17 protein-coding genes are annotated in these 17,188 nt (G+C 38.9%); 13 read left to right on the forward strand and 4 right to left on the reverse strand.

Annotated elements, in window-relative coordinates:
• Positions 1-197 precede the first annotated feature (197 nt).
• The 3 genes from QQK09_RS07320 to QQK09_RS07330 all read left to right on the forward strand — a co-directional run bounded on the left by QQK09_RS07320 (position 198) and on the right by QQK09_RS07330 (position 3,269).
• Entirely contained in the window at positions 198-551 is a 354-nt protein-coding gene (locus QQK09_RS07320; protein ID WP_284203460.1) for a DUF4174 domain-containing protein, read from the forward strand.
• A gap of 163 nt (positions 552-714) precedes the next feature.
• Complete coding sequence (locus tag QQK09_RS07325; protein ID WP_284203461.1) at positions 715-1,878, forward strand: alpha/beta hydrolase; 1,164 nt, start codon at positions 715-717, stop codon at positions 1,876-1,878.
• A 443-nt stretch (positions 1,879-2,321) separates the two neighbouring features.
• Positions 2,322-3,269, forward strand: coding sequence for a LysR family transcriptional regulator (locus QQK09_RS07330; protein ID WP_284203462.1), 948 nt, complete (start codon positions 2,322-2,324; stop codon positions 3,267-3,269).
• A gap of 78 nt (positions 3,270-3,347) precedes the next feature.
• On the opposite strand, the gene QQK09_RS07335 is transcribed toward QQK09_RS07330, so the two are convergent.
• Positions 3,348-3,716, reverse strand: coding sequence for a putative quinol monooxygenase (locus QQK09_RS07335; RefSeq protein ID WP_284203463.1), 369 nt, complete (start codon positions 3,714-3,716; stop codon positions 3,348-3,350).
• Positions 3,717-4,077: 361 nt separating this feature from the next.
• Positions 4,078-5,655, reverse strand: a complete 1,578-nt coding sequence (locus QQK09_RS07340; protein ID WP_284203464.1) for an aspartate:alanine exchanger family transporter — start codon at positions 5,653-5,655, stop codon at positions 4,078-4,080.
• 370 nt (positions 5,656-6,025) lie between these two features.
• On the opposite strand from QQK09_RS07340, the gene QQK09_RS07345 reads away from it, so the two are divergent.
• Positions 6,026-7,867, forward strand: coding sequence for an SLC13 family permease (locus QQK09_RS07345; protein WP_284203465.1), 1,842 nt, complete (start codon positions 6,026-6,028; stop codon positions 7,865-7,867).
• A gap of 157 nt (positions 7,868-8,024) precedes the next feature.
• Entirely contained in the window at positions 8,025-8,156 is a 132-nt protein-coding gene (locus tag QQK09_RS07350) for a hypothetical protein (protein WP_284203466.1), read from the forward strand.
• A gap of 51 nt (positions 8,157-8,207) precedes the next feature.
• Here QQK09_RS07350 and msrA read toward each other — a convergent pair whose 3' ends face one another.
• The gene (gene msrA / locus QQK09_RS07355; RefSeq protein WP_284203467.1) at positions 8,208-8,849 is read right to left on the reverse strand and encodes a peptide-methionine (S)-S-oxide reductase MsrA; all 642 of its coding nucleotides are present in this window, start codon (positions 8,847-8,849) and stop codon (positions 8,208-8,210) included.
• A gap of 627 nt (positions 8,850-9,476) precedes the next feature.
• Between msrA and QQK09_RS07360 the strand changes: the two genes are divergently transcribed.
• From QQK09_RS07360 to QQK09_RS07370, 3 genes are read left to right on the forward strand one after another with little or no spacing between them, the layout of a single operon-like run.
• Positions 9,477-10,577, forward strand: a complete 1,101-nt coding sequence (locus QQK09_RS07360; RefSeq protein WP_284203490.1) for a hypothetical protein — start codon at positions 9,477-9,479, stop codon at positions 10,575-10,577.
• Complete coding sequence (locus QQK09_RS07365; protein ID WP_284203468.1) at positions 10,567-11,493, forward strand: metal ABC transporter solute-binding protein, Zn/Mn family; 927 nt, start codon at positions 10,567-10,569, stop codon at positions 11,491-11,493. Before QQK09_RS07360 ends, QQK09_RS07365 begins: the two co-directional genes overlap by 11 nt.
• Complete coding sequence (locus tag QQK09_RS07370; RefSeq protein ID WP_284203469.1) at positions 11,494-12,291, forward strand: metal ABC transporter permease; 798 nt, start codon at positions 11,494-11,496, stop codon at positions 12,289-12,291.
• Between the two features lie 407 nt (positions 12,292-12,698).
• Here QQK09_RS07370 and QQK09_RS07375 read toward each other — a convergent pair whose 3' ends face one another.
• Positions 12,699-13,568, reverse strand: a complete 870-nt coding sequence (locus tag QQK09_RS07375) for a hypothetical protein (RefSeq protein ID WP_284203470.1) — start codon at positions 13,566-13,568, stop codon at positions 12,699-12,701.
• Positions 13,569-13,893: 325 nt separating this feature from the next.
• On the opposite strand from QQK09_RS07375, the gene QQK09_RS07380 reads away from it, so the two are divergent.
• The 5 genes from QQK09_RS07380 (at position 13,894) to QQK09_RS07400 (ending at position 17,031) form a co-directional block, all read left to right on the forward strand.
• Positions 13,894-14,295, forward strand: a complete 402-nt coding sequence (locus QQK09_RS07380; protein ID WP_284203471.1) for a DUF1801 domain-containing protein — start codon at positions 13,894-13,896, stop codon at positions 14,293-14,295.
• A gap of 44 nt (positions 14,296-14,339) precedes the next feature.
• Positions 14,340-14,804: a GNAT family N-acetyltransferase gene (locus QQK09_RS07385; RefSeq protein WP_284203472.1), complete on the forward strand. Its 465-nt coding sequence runs from the start codon at positions 14,340-14,342 to the stop codon at positions 14,802-14,804.
• Positions 14,805-14,917: 113 nt separating this feature from the next.
• On the forward strand, positions 14,918-15,181 hold the full coding sequence (locus tag QQK09_RS07390) for a TfoX/Sxy family DNA transformation protein (RefSeq protein ID WP_284203473.1): 264 nt from the start codon (positions 14,918-14,920) through the stop codon (positions 15,179-15,181).
• 104 nt (positions 15,182-15,285) lie between these two features.
• Positions 15,286-15,861 (forward strand): YdeI/OmpD-associated family protein, encoded by a 576-nt coding sequence (locus tag QQK09_RS07395; protein ID WP_284203474.1) that lies wholly within the window; start codon positions 15,286-15,288, stop codon positions 15,859-15,861.
• A 324-nt stretch (positions 15,862-16,185) separates the two neighbouring features.
• Positions 16,186-17,031, forward strand: coding sequence for a TIGR02391 family protein (locus QQK09_RS07400; RefSeq protein WP_284203475.1), 846 nt, complete (start codon positions 16,186-16,188; stop codon positions 17,029-17,031).
• Positions 17,032-17,188: the final 157 nt, after the last annotated feature.

The raw sequence follows: 17,188 nt of genomic DNA on the forward strand, positions 1-17,188 counted from the left end.
GGTTTGAAAATATGTCTTTGATCCAATGATGCTTTATTCGCGTATCTATCTATGAGAAAGATATTCCGTAATCTAAGAGGTATTTTTATAGGGATTGCTAACAGCGCATATCATTTAATTATTAGGGCAGAGAATATGAAGTACGTTATTTATTTTTTTTTATCTTTAGTTTGTCCATTCAGAGTAAGGAGATTGCCATGCTAGAAGAGTTCAATTCCTTAAAATGGGAAAATAGGATAATTTTAGTCAATACAGTAAACAATAAAGACAGTATTATAAAAATATTTGAACAAAATGAAGATGATATAAATGAGCGTGATATTGTTTGGTTCGTAATACAACATGACACTTTAGCAACAAACTTCAATGGCAATCTTGCTGATAACTTTTTATCTAACGCGGTTAAAAAATATAAAAGTAGCCAAGGAAAAGTAATGTTAATCGGTAAAGACGGCGATATAAAATCTAGTCGTGAAAGCCTGTATTTAGAGGCTATATTTTTAGAAATTGATGCGATGCCGATGCGTCAAATTGAGATGCAGAGTCAATAAGTTAAGATTTTTTATTGCCGTATAATCTAATACCTAAAAGGGTACATACCTAATTAGATTATATTAATTGATATTTAAGGCGTTGGACATATATGCTAGTTCACTGCACATTTTATGACCCTGTAAATAATTTTGTGTCCATTATTTTTAATAGGCGACTATCGTGACTTCATCTTTTTATCGCATGACTTTTATTGCTTCTTTTGCTCTTCTAATCGCCTGTAGCCAATCTACTACTGATCCTAACTATCAAGCTTCAGAATCTTTACCAAGTTATTCTCAAGACAATTTTCAACAGTACATTGATGAGACGAAGCTTTGGTTATCGCAACATCGAGTATTTAAAACAGATGATATTGAAAAAGAACTGCAAGCTAATATTCCTTTTGAATTAATTCCTGAAAACCCAAATGGTGACGCGGTACTTTTAGTGCATGGTTTGGGGGATTCTCCATACTCTTTTATCGATGTTGCACGGCACTTAGTCTCACAAGGTTATCTTGTAAGAACGGTATTATTACCCGGGCATGGCAGTAAAGTGGGAGATCTCATGCTACCAACATTGGAAGATTGGCAAAATGTGGTGAGCCACCATATTGCTTTGCTAAAGCCACAATCAAACAAACTCTGGCTTGGTGGTTACTCTACAGGTGCAAACTTAGTGACTTCAGAAGCATTAAATGACGATGAAATAGAGGGACTATTACTATTTTCACCCGCCTTTAAACCGGGAAGAGCCGCCGTGAAATGGGCTAGAGCCGCCAGTTATGTAATGACATGGGCAGATCAAGATCCTGAAACTAATTACATTCGTTATAATTCTTTGCCAATGAACGGCGCTGCCGTTTATTACGATACCGCAAAAATAGTACAAAATGATTTAGAAGATGCCACGTACAATAAACCCGTTTTTATGATGATAAGTGAAGGCGATAGTATTATTGATAGCAAATTTCCCACCTCCGTATTCCAAAAGAAATTTACCAATAAAAATAATAAACTTATATGGCAAGGTGAGCTTGATTTATCTATTTCAAAAACCACCATATTCAGCATGGATCGTCCTGATTTAGGCATCGTTAATGGCTCTCACATGGGGTTAATGTTTTCACCTAATAATATCGAGTATGGTACCGAAGCCACTATAATAATATGCAATAACGGGCAAACAAAAGAACAAGAAAATGCCTGTGAACAAGGTGCGGATATATGGTTTTCTTCTTACGGTATGATTGAAGAGGGAAAAATCTTTGCGCGCTTAACTTATAACCCTTATTTTGAACAAAGCATGGAAAAACTAGATACGGTGATGAAGAATGAACGCTAATATTTACATGCTGACTCCTATTTGGTGTTCTGAGGCGCAAAGGGGTACATTGCGCCTTAGTTTGTCATTCATTAATCTTATAAAATTTACCGATTACAACTTAAAAATAGCAAAAGGCAAGACTTGACCCCGTTGTTTTTGAGGCAATCTAGTCAAAATTAATTGAGCAACGCGATATCCGATCTCGTTGATCAAGATTGTTGTAGCTAAGTAATGTTAGCCATAAGTTTGTAGGTTTCTAAATAGCTTTGGTGGCGCTTTCGATTTAGCTTCTTAGGGCGCTTCGGGCGAGGCATTGCCCCTCAAGAATCAACTTAGATTTATTAAATTAAAGTTTAAATAGTTGGCACGATCATTTTCACTTAGGTATTGATATATTTATCTGCTTCAAGCTGTTACTAATATACTAATAAAAAAATTAATATTAATGAAAAGGAGGTTGAATGGATTTGGCAACTAAACTAGAGCTGTTTCTTGATATCGTTCAGCAAGGAACTTTTGCGAAAGTAGCAGATATACGCAACCTTGATCGTTCCGTTATATCAAAACAAATTAAAGCACTAGAAACACAGCTAGGTGTTAGATTATTAAACCGATCTACACGTTCAATATCACTTACCGATGCAGGCCATGAAATTGCAAAGCAAGCCGAAATCGTTCGTAATGCACTTGTTGAAACACAAAGGCTAGCTAATTCTTTTCACTCAGAGCCCAAAGGTCTTATTCGGATCAGTAGCTACACCTCATTTGGCCACCTATATCTTAAAAAAGCCATTAATGACTTTATGATAAAGTATCCTGAAACCTATGTAGATCTAATACTTGATGATAAGCGAGAGGACCTAATCAGTGGTAAATTTGATATTGCTTTCCGCATTGGTCCACCTAAAGATTCAACTATGATAGCCAAAAAATTAGCGCTGAATAAGTTAGCAATCCTAGCTTCTAAAGGTTTTATTCAACAATATGGGGAGCCAAATAGCGTAGATGAATTGATTAAACTTCCTGCTATTATCTATTCCAATGGAGAATTTCATTTCGATAAATTAGAGATAAGTGATCATCCACAAAGCGATGAAATCACTAAACAGAGTATGAAAGGACGACTCAAAGCAAATGATATGGCAACGCTAATTAGCGCTGTCGAAGCAGGTTTAGGTTATTCGATTATTCCACTCTCTGCACTAAAAGAAAATATTCAAGAAAAGGGACTAATACCCTTACTTACCGATCATCAATTACCTAACATTCATGGTGAAATATATGCGGTATACCCTCACCGCAACAAAACACCATTAATTAATTTGTTGATAGAGACAGTCCAACAGACAATCAAAACACCTCCTGTTTGGGAAGGTTATATTGATAATTATTCATCTCTCTATAAGTAATTAAATTTTTAAATTTAGATCTAGTCTGACGTTAGGCTTTACTATGTAAAACATATCTAACGTCAATTATACGTCGCCTTAAAGACCTAATTTGTAGATAGCTGCAGGTTCAGGGTTAACACCAAGACCAGCCATAATGACTAATGGCGCATCACCAGCATATTTAGTCCCTGAGCGAGAGTCAGGTCCAAGGTGTTCAAGCAGAATACTTGATGATTCCCAATGTTCAGTTAACCAGAACTCATTAGGATTTTTCCAATCACGGTGCCAAGTAAATTGTATACAACCATTCTCTTTTTTCACATAAGGCATATAGTCATTTAAAAAATCAACAAATTTTTCTACATTTTCTTGCGGCACAGGAAATTTTACAGTTAGACCGATAGCACCTTTATAGTCAGTAGTTTGAAACCATTCGATTGTTTCTTCAAAAGTAATTTTGCTCATATCAATTTCTCTCTATTAATTTATATTATTTAAAAATGGTCAATTGCAGCAATCTGTTGTGATATAAGACTGAAGCACTTAACGCTTTACGAAAGAGATTATGCAGTGAACTGAAAAAATATTCGATAACGTAAAAAGCCATTCATTAGTGCTTTCATTGCACCAATTATTTTCGGTTGAAATCACAAAAATTCCATCATTAGCTAAATAAAATTAATTATCCTGCAATACCTTACATACAGCTGTGGTTGAGTTAAATTGGACACTATTTATAGCTTTCTAACTCGCTTGGGGGCCGTTGCGCCTTAGTTTTTCCTTGGTGAAATTTTTAGTGTACAGGTACCAGATATGTCAATTTTTGCTAAATAACGGTAAAAAACTGCACTAATATAATTTTTAATATGGTACCCACGCCAGGAAAAATCATCGCATAGCATATCTCGGGCCGTCCTGTTGGCGCAAGTTGATTACCATAGGCAAGGATAGCGGGGTTGCCAGTTGCACCGGACGCGATACCGAGCAACTCATCAAACTTAATTTTGAAGATAAAATGTCCCAGCAAGATAACGGCCAGCACGACGACTGCTAGCTCAACAATCCCTGCGATAAAAATGTTCATTCCTGCTCCTGCAATGTTGTTCACAAATGGAGCTCCTGAAGAGATGCCAACGCTAGCCAAGAACAGTGTTAGGCCAAAATTGCGCAGTAGGGTATTCGCAACTATCGGCATACTCCAATTTAACGGACCAAGCCGCCCAATATAGCCAAGCACCAATGACATTATCAATACGCCACCCGCTATTCCGAATTTGACCTCTCCTACACCGGGTATAGGGAAAGGGATTAAGCCGATCATTGCACCAACAGCGATGCCTAGCCCCATAGCGACAAAGCTGTATTGAAATTCTGCATTGATAGAGTCACCAAACAGTTTTCTGATCTGTTCCTTTTTACTTGATTCAACCAAAATACCGAGTTGATCACCATACTCAAGCTCTAAGTCAGTTTTGGCAAGTAGATCGGTATCGCCTCGTCGAACCTGAATAATTTCTACCGATATATCTTTGGGCAAAGAAATGTCGCGTAATTTTCTACCAATTAATTGTTCTTTTGAGACAAACACCCGCTCATAGTCAAGGTTGTGCCTATCTTCAGAGACCTTGCCTGTGTGGGTTGTTTGTAGCTTGGCAATATTTTCAGGATAACCTGCAATCAAAATTGTGTCGTTGGCGTCGATCTGTAGATCATTCTCGGGAATTAGGTTGACATTATTACGTCTGATCGCAAGCAGGTTCACTTCATCGGGCAATTTATGCATCATATTACCAACCGTTAGCCCGGTGAAATTGCACGCTTTTGCACCCAGTTCACCGGTGACCAATCTCTTAGCGGCAGGGACGTCGATATTAGGTTTAAAAATGCGTAATGCTAAGTAAAAGAATATCATCGGGCCGAACACACCAAAGGGATAGGAGATGGCGTAGGCAACAGCAGGAGCGTTACTACCCGAAGCTTCAATCGCTGCCTGTAAGCTTGCAGTACTGGTCAGTGACCCCGCAAACATACCTGCAGCAAAATCCGTTGAAAAATGCATGGTTTGGCTAAGTAAAAGGGCTGTGCCAAAACCGGCCAATACAGCGATAGCGGCTAACAGATTGGCTTTGATACCGAAAGAACTGGCTAACCCAGCAAAAAAGTGCTTTCCATATTGAATACCAATGCCGTAGAGAAATAGCACCAGTCCCATTAAGCCCAATAAAGCAGGCGGAGTGGCATTAGGTGCAATGGCGCCGAAAGCTAAACCCACAAAAAGTACTGCGCCAATACCAAGAGAAAAACCACCAACATTGATCTTACCGATGGCGTAGCCAATACCAATAACCAAGAATAGTGTGATAAATGGTTGAGAGTCCAAAAAATTCGTCATAGTTTCAATCATTTTTAAATCATCCGTATTTCGTTATATTGGTTGACACTATAATAGGGAGGAGTTGATATTACCATTGATTCTGGAGAATTATTTGATGTTTTTATTATCTTAGATTCAAGTAATAAATGCATAACTTGGATAGGTTGAAAAAAAACAGCTGAATAAATGAAGGGGTGTGTTTTAGTTAAGTAATCTTGGCTACATATTTATAGATTGCTAAGTCGAGGTATGGACTCCACAACTCTAGTAACTAGACTAGAGTTACTATAACTATTTAGGAGAGTAGATTCTCGACCGACATTAAACAGTAAAAATACAAGGCACACGTCGGATTTTTTGTTCACTCGGTTTTATACGATAATCGTATTTAAGGAAATTCATGAATTTTCCCGATTTACCCAATAACCATGCTGTGGTTGTATTGATGGTCACCGTCTTCGCTCTCTATTTATTTCGCCGTGATGATATTCCATTAGAAACGTCATCGTTAATCGTTGTAGCGACCTTATGTTTAATGTTTGTGCTATTTCCGTTTTCAGTAGACGGTGTACATTTTGAGCCGAGCTCTTTATTTTTTGGTTTTGGCCACGAAGCCTTAATTACAGTTTGCTCTTTAATGATTATTGGGCAAGGGATTGTCAGAACAGGAGCGCTTGAACCCATAGGGCGTTACTTAGCTAAATTATGGAAAATAAGTCCTTCCCTATCATTATTATTAACACTGATTTTAGGCGCTTTGCTCAGCGCCTTTGTTAATAATACGCCTATTGTGGTTTTACTTTTACCCATCTTAATCAGTGTTTCGTTGCGAAATAATACTGACTCATCACCAATGTTATTACCAATGGGACTAGCAACCTTGGTGGGGGGGATGGCGACGACAATAGGTACATCAACAAACCTTTTAGTGGTAAGTATTTCAAAAAATATGGGGGTGGTTGAGTTCGGTTTATTTGATTTTGTAAAACCAGCATTAATAGCAGGCGTTGTGGCAATAATCTACCTTTGGCTAATCGCGCCGAAACTTCTCCCTAAACGAGCGGTGTTGATGGCAGACACTTCACCACGCTTGTTTAGTGCATACCTTACTATTAATGAAGAGAGTAAGGTCAATGGTCAGACAATAGCGCAAGCGATTGATTTGACCGATGGACAAATGAAAATTGAAGAGGTTCAGCGTAGTCCAGAATACAGACGTGTGATGCTGTTACCTGATACCGAGCTAATTGCTGGCGATAGGTTGAAAATCCAGGACTATCCAGATCGCCTTAAGGAATACGAAGGCTTATTAGGTGCAACGCTTTTTTCAGATAAAAACAAAGCCGATGAAGAAGAGGGCGCAGAGGAGGAAATTGAAGAAGAGACACAAACATTAGCAGAAATTGTGATTATAGAAGGCTCAGGTGTCGTGGGTAAAACGTTGCACCAAGCTAATTTTATTAATAAGTACGATATAACCGTCATCGCGCTTCACCGAGCGGGTAAAGCAATGGAGATAGGCCGCAGTAGTATTGAAAAAGTGACCTTGCGCATAGGTGATATATTACTGGTTCAAGGAGAAATTAAACAACTCAAAGTACTAAAAACCAAACCCGGTTTATTAGTAATTGATGGTGCTGAAGCCTTACCACAAACCAGCAAAGCACCTATTGCATTGGGTACATTATTAGCCGTGGTATTATCATCAGCAGTAGGTTTTATACCAATTGAAATAAGTGCGTTGTGCGGCGTGTTAGTGTTATTGATATCAAAATGTTTAAGTTGGGATGATGTTTCCTCTGCACTAAGCACCCAAGTAATTCTGATTGTTGTCGCTTCTTTAGCCTTGGGTGATGCATTGATGCAAACGGGTGGCGCTGAATATATTGCCCAAGTCTTTGTTGCCGCTTCTTTTGATCTTCCACCGGGAGGGGTGATATCCGCGTTGATGTTATTGTTGGCGATACTGACAAATGTTGTGTCTAATAATGCTGCGGCGGTTATTGGTACGCCGATTGCGATTTCTGTAGCCCGTCAGCTCAATTTGCCGCCAGAGCCATTTATTTTAGCCGTACTATTTGGCGCTAATCTAAGTTACGCAACCCCCATGGCTTATAAGACTAATTTATTAGTCATGAACGCTGGTGGGTATAAATTCTCTGACTTTATGCGTGTTGGTATTCCGCTGGTTGTTTTAATGTGGATAACACTGTCATTTTTATTAAGTTGGTTTTATTTATAATTTAATACTTTTTCCTGTTCATGAACTACTGAAGAGCTACACAATATATACAAAGTCACTATCTGAAATGGTCTGTGGCAGCACAAATGGATATTGGTCAGCCGTGATTAATACCAAGTAGTGAAGTATTAGCGTTTATAAGGATGTCTCGGGGAAAGTGATAGCGAATCATTTAGAGGCGTTAAACCATTGTCCAGCTAAAAGGCAAACCCTAAACGACACAGTAGAGATGAATGGCTTAAGCGATAAAGTGTATATTCCTGAAGATGGTGAAACGATTACACTTTGATATTTAACGTTATTTTTAGCCAGTGTAGAACATTTAGTCACGCGTTATTTATCACTTACGATAGCATTCTCGATAATTTATACATACTAACCCGCGCGATTTATCATGGGTTGCTCTGTCGCCCCATATTGCTTCAAGGCGTTGCTCTCGACCACAATTCCAACGATAAATTTTGTAACGTAATGGATTGTTTTTGTAATAGTTTTGATGGTAGCTTTCTTCGCCCTTGATCGGGTAAAACGTTTTGGCTGCTAATATTGGGGTGACCACCGTTTGCTCAGGAAATTCTGTTATCACTGCCTGTTTTGATTGCTCAGCGAGCAGGCGCTCCTGCTCATTAGCGACAAAAATAGCACTTAAATAACTTGCCCCTTTATCACAAAACTGGCCTTTGGAATCAAAGGGATCAATATTAACCCAGTAATGATCTAATATTTCTTGATAACTTACTTTGCTCGCATCGTAAGTGATTTCAACCGCCTCATAATGCCCAGTGTGGTCGCCTTGATAGGTTGGGTTTTCTATGTCGCCACCGGTAAAGCCTGAAATAACCTCTGTAACACCGGGTAGTTTTTCAAAATCAGATTCCATACACCAAAAGCAACCACCGGCTAAGATGGTTTTGTCAGCGTTAGCGAATGACACATAAAAAAGCATTGATATTGATAACATTAACCCTAATGTTTTTTGCATAGCATTCTCTTATTTACAGCGATAATTGGACAAAGCGCAGTTTGGTATAGAACTAGACCCGACATTAATAGAAAATATTTCAGCCATCTAAAAACAATGAGCTAGTAAAATTTTAGGCGGCTATTTACTCAATATGCTTTTTTATGACTGAGCAGGATTAGCGACAATTTTATAAGTGTCTAATGATCAAAGGTGACCGTCTCGCGTTGCTATTTTGGTTCATAAAAGGGTACTCACGACTTAGTAAACTGAACTGATCGCTTCAACTAAAAATGTGCCCCATTATTATCTACCTTGGTTTCCTACCATGATCACCCCTGCATTATTGAACCTCACCGGTTACATATCGTTATTAACAGGGTTATCGGTGTAAATCTGCTTTTATATTATCACCATAAATTACAGTTGCTTAGCATGATGATTAAGAGCTTTAGTCGATTTAACCAACACTATTATATTGCCTATCTCTTTGATAAATTAAATTTACATCAGTAATTGGTGTTCGTCTTGCCCCGTTTTAAATTGTTATGTTATAACATAACAAAATAACAAAACGTTATAATATAACACTTTAAAAAGGAAAACGTGGTGAATAAAAAATTGGTTTCTTTAGCCGTTGGTAGCTTAATGACATCTTCAGCTTTTGCTAATACGCTGTCAAATCCACAAATTGGTGTGGTTTTAGATGGCTACTATCAAGATGGTGAGCGCAATAACTCTGAACGTAGTGAAGGCTTTGGTCTTGGTCATACTGAGTTAAATATGTCTGCAAACATAGACGATAAATTCTTCGGATCATTAACAACGGTGATAGAAAGCCACGGTGACGAAACAGAATTGCTATTAGAAGAAGCATTCATTGAAACACTCGCGTTACCTTATGGTTTAAATGTGCGTGCAGGTCGTTTTTTATCTGACTTTGGTTACCTGAATAACCAGCATATGCACACCGATAGCTTTGCTGAAAGACCGGTTGCTTACCGTACTTTTCTTGGTTCTCACTACTACGATGATGGTGTACGCGCAAGCATCGTTTTACCAACAGATATGTATATAAAATTGGGTGTGGAAGCATTAAGCGGTGGCAAGATGTCTTCTGTCGAAGACGGAACGACAGTCGGTGTTTACATGGCTAATTTAAAACTGGGTAACGATTTTTCTGACTCGTCAAGCTGGCAGTTTGGTTTAAGTTACCTGCGTAATGAAAACGGTAAAGTATCAGAGTTTGAAGATGATCATAGCCATGATTCAGATCATGACCACGATCATAGCCACGCTGCAGCAATAACTGGGTCTAATTTATATGGTGCAGATTTTGTGTGGAAATGGGCACCAGATGGTAACTATAAGTACAGTAATTTAACCTTAGCGGCAGAATACATGTTGCTAGATGGGGTTGTAGGCAGTGAGTATAAAGATAACGCTAATTCGCCAGATAACTTAAGTGCTTACTATGTATCAGGGGTTTATCGTTTTAATCCAAGCTGGTCTGCAGGTGTACGTTACGGTGAAGCAGAAAGTTACAGTGGATCTCCTGCTCACTTTCACGCAATGAACGACACAGAGATGGACCTCATGGTTGCCTGGGATGCGTCTCATTTTGGTACAATTCGAGCGCAGTATTCTCGTGTTGAAAATCAAGAAAGCCATAAAGGTAGCGAAACTGATAACGTATTCACGCTGCAATATACAATGACATTTGGAGCGCACGGTGCCCATGCATTCTAAGCTGACTTTTTCTAAGTGCAGTTTAGCGATGATAGCTGCGGGTGCTGCTATCATCTCTTCACCTAGTTTTGCACTCAATATTTTTGTTTGTGAGCCAGAATGGGAAGCATTGCTAACCAGTCATGCCCCGAATGCAACGATTTACTCTGCCACTACGGCTAAGCAAGATCCGCATTATGTGCAAGCGCGTCCCTCTTTGATTGCGAAAATGCGTCAAGCTGATATGGCGATGTGCTCTGGTGCAGAATTAGAAGTTGGTTGGTTGCCGATGCTGCAAGCAAGAAGTAGTAATCGTGCCGTTCAAGATGGTGCTCAAAGCATGATTTACGCATCGGATTTTATTGGCATGTTAGATACCCATGATCATGTTGATCGCAGTATGGGTGATATTCACGCAGCGGGTAATCCACATGTTCAGTTTGCGGCTAATCAGATGATTTCGCTATCTCATGTCATTACTGAACGTTTGCAAAATATCGACCCCGATAACGCACCACTTTATCAGGAAAACGGCACTCAATTCCGTACTCATTGGCAGCAAAAGATGAATGAGTGGAGTGAAAAAGCGGCGCCGTTAAGGGGTAAACAGGTTGTGGGTTATCACGAAACCTATCGCTATTTGTATGATTGGTTAGGCATGAAGCAAGTTGCCGACCTTGAGCCGAAGCCGGGTGTTTCACCAACGACATCGCATTTACAATCGTTGACGAAATTGGATGCCAACACATTTGATGTGATTGTTTACTCTACTCACCAAAACCAACGCCCAGCAAACTGGTTGCATGAGTTTACTGATAAGCCAATCATTCAGTTGCCGCTGACCGTTTCTAAAGGGCAAAGTTTGGATGAAATGGTTGATCAAGTGATTGATGAACTGTTGGATGTACTAGTGACACCCGAGTCGGAAGCGCCTTAAATGATGAGTGAATACAGTTGGCTATTACCCGCTGTTTTATGCGGATTGATCGCATTGATTGGTAATGTCATGTTGGGGCAGCAGGTACTAAAACGCCAGATTATCTTTATCGATTTAGCGGTGGCACAAGTTGCGGCACTCGGCGCTGCATTAAGCCATTATTGGTTAAGCCAATATGCCTTGTTCTCTGATTCGTTTATTGGGGAGATGATTGGTCCTTGGGTCATGTCGCTGTTGTTATGCGGTGTGGTTGCATTGATGGAAAAACGCTACCAACAACATTTAGAGTCCATGATAGGCAGCTTGTTTGTCGTCTCTGCCTCGCTAGCGGTACTGTTAGTGAGTAAAGACCCACATGGGGCAGACTTTATTCAAGGGATCCTAAATGGTCAGCTACTTTGGGCAACATGGGATGATGTTTGGCCTTTAGCTTTCATTACTGCGGGCATGTTACTGTTGGTGTGGTTTAAGCCGCAGTTTATGCAGGGAAGTGGCTTTTACCTTATCTTTGCCATTTTAATGCCAATCACGGTTAAGTTGACAGGCATTTACTTAGAGTTCGCGTTGTTGGTGATACCTGCTTTATGTGCATCCGCATTAAAAGGAAGTCGCTTTTTTATCGCGAGTATCGGCATCGGTATTGTTGGTATTTTATCGGGGTTAGCAGCGTCAGCACATTACGACTTGCCGAGCGGTGCGAGCATTGTGATCACTCTGTTCATCGCAGGGTTACTGTTTAACTTCTTAGTTCAACCTGTACTTCAACGGTTTTCTTTAGCAACTAATAGTTCGCAATAAATAATCAATAGATGTGGTGGTCAAGTCATCTTGATCACCATTTTTTATCTTTTATAATAAATGCTTATTTTCGCATTCTGTTTGGCTTAGTGCTTCAAGTGATCATAGCGTATCTGAGGGTAATAATAAGATGTGCTCTAGCGTGACATTAATAATGTACCGAAATGCGTAGAGCAGATCTTAAATTTTAGCGGTTAATTAATACCAAAGGAATTAATAAAGTGATCATTCTTGCTGGTTAAAATTATCCCTAACTGCGTTGTGAGTTTTGAAGTGAGAACAACTATTAAAGAATTAAAGTCTTTAATTTAATTCTCCGATAGAGGATTAACGAAGTTAATCTCTCGAAAGGCTGCAACTCACGCCTTGTTAGTAATAATTTTTCCTACGCAAACTCTGAACACCTATTAAATTCCATTGGTATAATAAATACCTAACCAATCTGCAAAGTCATCGACATCCTTAATTTGGTCGAGTTGTAAAATCCAAGTCAGCTCAGCCACATCAGAAAAATCGACGCCTCCTTCTTGAGCAATCATCGGGTTTAAATACCTTCCATCTTTGCCGTTATATTGTTCAACAATATCAAAGGCTAATGTCCATGATTCTCCATGTATCGGATTGCTGCTGATTGTATCGATAAATTTACTATTTACCTCATGAAAGCCCGCTGTACTATTATTGGTGTGGTTACCGTCTTCTATACGGTGATAAGCCGCATTTTCTTTAACAAACTGCAAAGAGGTTGGGGTGGTTTCTTGTTCATTCCAATTACTGTGCTGAACAATATGTATCTGTTTTTTAAGTATTGACGACGCAAAATCATTTTGTAGTAATTTTAACCATTTCGCTGAAACATCAGATTGTCCTGCCTCCATTACCCAAACATTGCCGCCGTTTTTGAGGGTTTTCTTGACGGTTTTATAAATCGCATCGACTGCTTCTTGACGTTGGTTATGCACATCTACCCAGTTATCTTGAAATACCAGGTTAAACAATTCGGGACTAGGGATGTACAGACCACCTTGCTTACCATATGCGCCAGCGACGGCTAAATAATTAGTCTCCTCTTCGCCAAGTTTTTTAAGGATGCTACCTGTAGCGGCAATGGAGGTAATATCATCGGCATCGGTTTTACTGTCAAATTGCAGTAAAAGTAAATCCGATGAAGGGTTAAAATCAGGTCTAGTTTTATTATCCTCAGACGTATTCAGCGAACATGAAAATAGAAGTGATAAAAGAAAGGTATATATTACTGGCATAATGATTGTTTTCATTGTTATGTAATCCCTTGTTATATAAATGGAAATTTACTGTAAGGGTTATTGGTCTAGATAACTACTGTGTTAAATTATTCTATCGTTATGTAATTTAGCAAACTATGTAGTGTTCACGTTTTCATCATTAAATGGAACGACTAACTGTGATACCGCTCTATCTTGTTGATTAAAATAATCGCCAACGATGACTCATCATGAGTCTTAAGCTCCATCATGTTCATCAACAAGCTCGATCACTATCTTATGCGTTAAGTGTATATTTCAGCATTCATGACTTACTATTTAACGTGTCGATTTATCTGTTTGATTATGTGAGTTGCCCATGCATGTGAGTGTAAAGAATAAGTTTGAAAGCTATCCTGAAGAGGTGGCTGTATTACTTCATAATATACGTGACCTAATTTATAGCGTTGCTGAACAAGAGGGTATTCTGGATTTAACTGAAACTTTGAAATGGGGGGAGCCGAGTTATACCTCTAAGATCGGTAGTACAGTTAGGTTTGACTGGAAAGCAAAATATCCTAATCAATATTGTGTTTACTTCAATTGTAAAACGTCATTAGTCGCGACCTTTAAAACGCTCTATGCTGATATTTTTGAATTTGATGGTAACCGTGCAATTATTCTAACGATTGGACAAACGGTGCCTCAACCGTTAGCGCATTGTATTGCTATGTCATTACGCTATAAAAAGATTAAGCACCTTGATTTACTTGGGGCATAACTAGAGAATAGTGCTGTATTTTTTGACCATAGGAGTTACTCGTGATGATTAACATTAGAAATTTCGACATTAACGATGTGGCTATTACCTGGAATATTAAGTTCAACACCATCCGCACGATTAATCGTCAAGATTATACGGTTGAGCAAACGAAACGATGGGCTCCCGAACATTACGATATGAATTTATGGCGTAAGCGTATTACGGACATGAACCCGTTCATTGCTGAGCTAGATGGCAACATTGTTGGCTTTGCTGACTTACAGGATGATGGTTATATTGACCATTTCTTCTGCCATTCAGAATACCAAGGGGCGGGAGTTGGACGTGCGCTGATGGAACACATATTGAGCGTTGGCGCATCCAAAGGTATCAGCCGTTTTTATTCACAGGTAAGCCTCACTGCACGTTGCTTCTATGAACACTTTGGTTTTCATGTCGTCAAGGAGCAGCAGGTTGCCATTGCAGATGGAAAACTGACCAACTTTGTGATGCAGAAAATTACTTAGTATGAAAATAAAATGCAACATAAACGCTTAGCTTTACGACACATTGTCAGCCAATCGACCTAGCTTAGTAAATCTCGATTGGTAATGACTTAACTTGGAGGTTTAGATTGTAGATGCGATTAAGAGACTTAAAAGGTTTTGGACCTAAGAGCGAAGAGATATTAGCCGAGGTAGATATTCACTCTGTTGATGATTTTATGGCAATCGATCCCTTTGAGTTATATAAGCAACTCAAACAAAAAGTAAAAGGCACGGGGTTAAATTCGATTTACGCAATCATCGGTGCTCGTGAAGGTATTCATTGGCAAGAGGTCGCTAAAACGCGTAAAGAAGAGATATTATATAGGCTTGATGACATGGGGTTAGCACCGAAGTGAGGTAACCTAACAAGTCATTGCACAGGATAATGATCTTCCCCTAGCAACCTAATAAAACGCAATTTTTGCCTCTCAAGGAGGCGTTGACGAAGAGTATTTAATGGATGAACGACGCTAATTTATTAACAACTAAAGCATTTGCAACGGCGCAGGATCTCGCTCAATGGCTTGAATTTAATCACGCCTCAGAAACTGAATTGTGGGTGAAGATATACAAGAAAAGCAGTGCTATTGAGAGTATCTCTTGGAATGAGCTTGTTATCGAAACCTTATGTTGGGGTTGGATAGACGGTATTAAGAAATCACTTGATGATACTGCTTACCTTCAACGCATTACCCCGAGAAAACCACGAAGTAATTGGTCTAAAAGAAATACAGATCATGCACAACGTTTAATCAGCGAAGGCCGAATGATGCAATCAGGTTTAGTCCATATTGATGCTGCAAAAGCGGATGGTCGTTGGCAGAGCGCCTATGTCGCAAGTGAAATGGAAGTGCCCGCAGACTTTGTTGCTGAACTTGAAAACCAAGCGAACGCTAAAGCTTTTTATGCAACGCTGAATAAATCCAGTCGTTATGTGATCGCACATGGCTTACTAAGCGCCAAGAAACCCGAGACCAGAGTCAGGCGCTTTGAAAAATTCATGAGTATGCTTACCAATCAAGAAAAACCTAAATAGCCTAAATAATAATCACGTCAAATGTCACCTTGGTGATGAGTTTTACGGTCATAAAATTTCAACCTGCAAACCTGACATTAAAGAGGGCAGGTTATAAAGCGTGCCCTCTGTTTTGTACGCCTCAGATTTAACATAAAATTATTTACTAGAAAAACATCATTTATATCTGTGCTGAAGTTTGTTTTTTATTGTAAGGCATTGATTGTATCTTGAGATAGCGTATTGTAACGCCTAGTTATCAAATTTATATATTTCGGTGTTTGACTAACAATACGGAATAATTCTGCCTAATAGGCTGTTAGGCATTACGTAAAATGGAGTTTCATGTTACCTAAAAAGCAAATCGCAGAAATACAGTATTTGGGAGATAGTGGACTAACGGAATGCTGTAAGCAAGGAGTGGTACAACTTCTTCATTTTGGTGAAATAATTGAAGAAGTTAAAATTCTTACAGCTGAAGGTGATTACTCAAATTCGCACTGTCTTCTATTGACCTTAACTCATGACAGAGTCGCTGCAATTAAAAATGGATTTTCTTCGGGTTACCCTGGCGAAGGACCTAAAGGTTATACTTTTGTTTTAAACTTACTTAGCAAATATACAGAAAATATTGCAGAGTATATTTGCCCGATCGATATTTTTGAACGCCTCTTAAAGTCAAGTCTTACGATTCAGGATATTGAATCAATTAATAACTTAACAAAAATATCTCCTGCCCGGTGGTATGAATTTGTTCCATATAAAGAAGAATTGAAACCTGATGTGTTTAGTGAATTTCCTCTTACTATTCCTATGGCCTTAATCGATTGTAGGCTTATAGAAATAGCACTCGATTTTACTAATAACCCAGATAATTCAATTTTAAATGCTTATAGAAAAATTGAATCAATAGTTCGTGGTAGAACAAATCTGACTCATGAGAGTAGCACAAAGCTTTTTTCTAAAGCGTTCCAAGGGGATGAGTCTGTGCTCTATTGGGAGGATATAGATTCCGGTGAGTGCAAAGGGCGAGCATCTTTATTTACCAGTACATTTATGGCTTATAGAAATAATCGTGCTCATCAAGAACCTAAGCATCATTTAGACGATGATATTCGAGAATTTCTATTAATCAATCAACTATTTATTTTAGAGAAAGAAGCGGTTGTGAGAGAAGTTATTTCTGCGTAGCATTAAAAATGCCTAACAAGGCATTTAAACGTAACAAAACAGTGGGTTACGTTTCGCTTCGCTACACATTTTAACCCACTATTTTTGTCCGCTTAATGCGGCGTTGGTATGACTTCCCACGTCAATCTAAATATTACTTTTCCCTGCTCAGTATATT

Origin of the sequence: Psychromonas marina (assembly GCF_030161115.1) — a bacterium.
Classification (GTDB): Bacteria; Pseudomonadota; Gammaproteobacteria; order Enterobacterales; family Psychromonadaceae; genus Psychromonas; species Psychromonas marina.

Bases quoted from the DNA above. Each gene is read 5' to 3' on its own strand.
- QQK09_RS07335 (WP_284203463.1), bottom strand. From the start codon at position 3,716: ATGAGCAAAATTACTTTTGAAGAAACAATCGAATGGTTTCAAACTACT.
- QQK09_RS07320 (WP_284203460.1), top strand. From the start codon at position 198: ATGCTAGAAGAGTTCAATTCCTTAAAATGGGAAAATAGGATAATTTTA.
- QQK09_RS07360 (WP_284203490.1), top strand. From the start codon at position 9,477: ATGACATCTTCAGCTTTTGCTAATACGCTGTCAAATCCACAAATTGGT.
- QQK09_RS07395 (WP_284203474.1), top strand. From the start codon at position 15,286: ATGAACGACGCTAATTTATTAACAACTAAAGCATTTGCAACGGCGCAG.
- msrA (WP_284203467.1), bottom strand. From the start codon at position 8,849: ATGCAAAAAACATTAGGGTTAATGTTATCAATATCAATGCTTTTTTAT.
- QQK09_RS07375 (WP_284203470.1), bottom strand. From the start codon at position 13,568: ATGAAAACAATCATTATGCCAGTAATATATACCTTTCTTTTATCACTT.
- QQK09_RS07380 (WP_284203471.1), top strand. From the start codon at position 13,894: ATGCATGTGAGTGTAAAGAATAAGTTTGAAAGCTATCCTGAAGAGGTG.
- QQK09_RS07400 (WP_284203475.1), top strand. From the start codon at position 16,186: ATGTTACCTAAAAAGCAAATCGCAGAAATACAGTATTTGGGAGATAGT.
- QQK09_RS07365 (WP_284203468.1), top strand. From the start codon at position 10,567: ATGCATTCTAAGCTGACTTTTTCTAAGTGCAGTTTAGCGATGATAGCT.
- QQK09_RS07390 (WP_284203473.1), top strand. From the start codon at position 14,918: ATGCGATTAAGAGACTTAAAAGGTTTTGGACCTAAGAGCGAAGAGATA.
- QQK09_RS07330 (WP_284203462.1), top strand. From the start codon at position 2,322: ATGGATTTGGCAACTAAACTAGAGCTGTTTCTTGATATCGTTCAGCAA.
- QQK09_RS07370 (WP_284203469.1), top strand. From the start codon at position 11,494: ATGATGAGTGAATACAGTTGGCTATTACCCGCTGTTTTATGCGGATTG.
- QQK09_RS07385 (WP_284203472.1), top strand. From the start codon at position 14,340: ATGATTAACATTAGAAATTTCGACATTAACGATGTGGCTATTACCTGG.
- QQK09_RS07340 (WP_284203464.1), bottom strand. From the start codon at position 5,655: ATGATTGAAACTATGACGAATTTTTTGGACTCTCAACCATTTATCACA.
- QQK09_RS07345 (WP_284203465.1), top strand. From the start codon at position 6,026: ATGAATTTTCCCGATTTACCCAATAACCATGCTGTGGTTGTATTGATG.